Source organism: Pseudomonas sp. SF2, from assembly GCF_036858055.1.
Lineage (GTDB): Bacteria > Pseudomonadota > Gammaproteobacteria > Pseudomonadales > Pseudomonadaceae > Aquipseudomonas.
On sequence record NZ_JAMBDI010000050.1, the window covers coordinates 10931 to 13453 of the forward strand.

General features: G+C 60.6%; 3 protein-coding genes. All 3 read left to right on the top strand.

Features of this window, described 5'->3' with window-relative positions; genetic code table 11:
- Positions 1-106: 106 nt before the first annotated feature.
- The 3 genes from M2S36_RS22865 to M2S36_RS22875 all read left to right on the top strand — a co-directional run bounded on the left by M2S36_RS22865 (position 107) and on the right by M2S36_RS22875 (position 2383).
- Positions 107-1234, top strand: a complete 1128-nt coding sequence (locus M2S36_RS22865; RefSeq protein WP_333957893.1) for a hypothetical protein — start codon at positions 107-109, stop codon at positions 1232-1234.
- Between the two features lie 159 nt (positions 1235-1393).
- Positions 1394-1777, top strand: a complete 384-nt coding sequence (locus tag M2S36_RS22870; protein ID WP_063911285.1) for a YkgJ family cysteine cluster protein — start codon at positions 1394-1396, stop codon at positions 1775-1777.
- Positions 1778-2131: 354 nt separating this feature from the next.
- The gene (locus tag M2S36_RS22875) at positions 2132-2383 is read left to right on the top strand and encodes a DUF3077 domain-containing protein (RefSeq protein ID WP_241106278.1); all 252 of its coding nucleotides are present in this window, start codon (positions 2132-2134) and stop codon (positions 2381-2383) included.
- The last annotated feature ends 140 nt before the right edge of the window (positions 2384-2523 follow it).

The window sequence follows — 2523 nt, forward strand, 5'->3', positions numbered from 1 at the left end:
GGGCTGCAAAGCAGCCCCGACTGATACTAAGGCGAGTTTTCCACCTGCATCCCACTGATTTATCTACCTACCTTCAGCACTCATTTCTCACCACAGAGACCCACAAATGAGTGTCTTCACTGCCTATTTCTGCGGCACCGGTTCCCACCGCTTCGACGACGCCAACCCCAACTTCTGGAATGGCGAGCTGGTCTCGACCCTGGCCAGCAATGACCAGGGCCGCGAATTCGCCCACTGGATCGCCGTTGACGGCCCCGGCAGCGGCAACCTCCAGGACGACAACCTGTTCGTCGAGCCCGGCGGCTACTTCAACTGGACTGGCCAGTTGTTCGGCCGCGGCTGGGAAGAGAACGTCAACCATGTGCTGCAGGTGATCAAGGGTGAAAGCAGCTGGCAGCGCACCAAGCTGAGCGAAGAGGAGTACCAGCGCCTGAAGGACGCCGGCGTACCCATTCCGGATGTGTCTTCCACTGCCTCCTGGTTCTGGCGTACCTACGACTACGGCGAGCGCCATCCAACACCGCAGGAGTTGCAGGAGCGCATCATCAGCATGTTCCGCAAGCCACGCTTGCCGACCCAGGTGAACCTGGTGGGCTGGAGCAGGGGAGGGATCAGTTGCCACATGCTGGCTAACGCCATGGCGCAGGACCCTGTGTTGCGGGACATACCCGTCAATATCTTCGCCATCGACCCGGTGCCGGGCATCGGCAACCTGCAAAGCCAGCGGGTAATCCTGGCGGGCAATGTTCGCGAGTACGTGGGTTTCTATTCGCGGGACGAGCGATCGAAAGGCTTTGCCTGTGTGATCCCCTCGGTCGAACCGGATACGCGGATCTGCATCTACCCCATGCCAGGCCGCCATGCCACCCTGGTGGGCAATGCCTCGGTCGACGGTGCGGGTGGCGGTGAGGTACTGGTGGAGCCAGGGTTGATCGTTCGCCATTTTGCCGAGGTCTGCCTGACCCGCTGGGGTGTGGGGCTGGACAAGCGCCTGTGCCTGAGCGACAACCAGTTGATGCAATACCACAGGGTCATGGCTGCTGCCGAAGGGCAGTACAAGGCCATGCGCAGCGAGTCGTATACCGTACTGACCGAGGGCGAAAAGGACGACCGGCTGGTGCATTGCGGCGAGGCTCGCACACACTTCAGCAAGGTGTGTGGTGATGGCTATGACCCGACCGAAGGCCTTGGCTTGCAGCGCTGGGATGTCACTTCCTACAAGGCATTACGCTAACTTGAACGGGCGGCCGGCGAAGGCGCTGGTCGTCCATGCTCAATTGCCGGATCAGCGGCAAATATTTTTGCATTCCCCCTCTATCCAGGCGCCCCGGCTTGGATTGAAAATGGCGCTGCGGGCCAGCCCCGATAACAACAACCTTCCCTCCGTGCCATCATGTCCGAATACAACCCTTGCCTTGACTGCGGCGCCTGCTGCGGGTACTTCCGTGTGTCCTTTTTCTGGGGCGAATGCCAGTCTGCCGGGGGCCTTGTGCCGGACGACCTGGTGGTACAGATCAACCCCACCCGTGTTGCCATGATCGGCACCGATGCCAAACCCTGCCGTTGCATCAGCCTGCAGGGCGAGATCGGCCAGGAGGTGGCGTGTACCATCTACGCCAACCGTTCCAGCCCCTGCCGCGAGTTCGAGGCGTCGTGGGTGGGTGGGGTGCATAACCCCAGCTGCGACGATGCACGGGCGGCCTATGGGCTGCCACCGCTGACCCCGCCGGGGGCCAATGAGCCGCATTGGCCGGATGATGGGGCTGAGGTGGCCTGATTCTTCCAAGGATTCCTGTGCCCGCGAAGAGGCCATCAGCTGTAAGAAGAATCTGAACCTGAAACCAAATGCTTCAGGTGGCCGGGCATTGGGAATTATCCTACGAGCTCAGTCGGATGCCGTCTGATAGGCAGGGAAATACCACAGCGTTAACTTCGCCGTTCGCCCAGAAGGCGAGCGAGTGTGAGAACTCGTCGTTGGTAGTCCCTTGTCAGCTTATGGCAGCTGTGCGCGTGCAGGCTTCGGCCTGACCGTGGTGACTCCAACACGGGCTTCTCACCTCGCGTACGGCTGCCGCCCAAATCTGTGAGAAGGATCGAGGTGGTTGCCTCCAGCACACATTTGGAGTTCATCATGAGTAATTACCTCAAATCCCGCACCACCGCAGGCGTGGAGAAATTCCTCGAGCTGTACCGGGTTGAACCGGACGTCCCGCTCGATCTGGCATTCGATGAATTATCGGTCCTGATCGGCTGCATCAAGCATCTGAACGAAGAGGCCGAGATGGAGGGCGACAAGATCGCCGGCAGCGCGGCGCGGATTCTCAGTGCCATGGCCAAGGCGCTGATCAATGACATGGAAGTGGGGTTGAACCGGGGCGATTGAGTATTGGCCGGATGTGTATGTCGGGCTGGCCAGTAGCGGCTGACAGGTGCATGCCGAAAGGTTTGCGGTGGTTTTGAGATCGAGCGCCGCCCGCGCGGCGCTTCGCGGGACAAGCCCGCTCCCACATTTGTTGCAACGTG

Excerpts from the sequence above, each read along its gene's own strand:
- M2S36_RS22865 (WP_333957893.1), top strand. The coding sequence starts at position 107 with ATGAGTGTCTTCACTGCCTATTTCTGCGGCACCGGTTCCCACCGCTTC.
- M2S36_RS22870 (WP_063911285.1), top strand. The coding sequence starts at position 1,394 with ATGTCCGAATACAACCCTTGCCTTGACTGCGGCGCCTGCTGCGGGTAC.
- M2S36_RS22875 (WP_241106278.1), top strand. The coding sequence starts at position 2,132 with ATGAGTAATTACCTCAAATCCCGCACCACCGCAGGCGTGGAGAAATTC.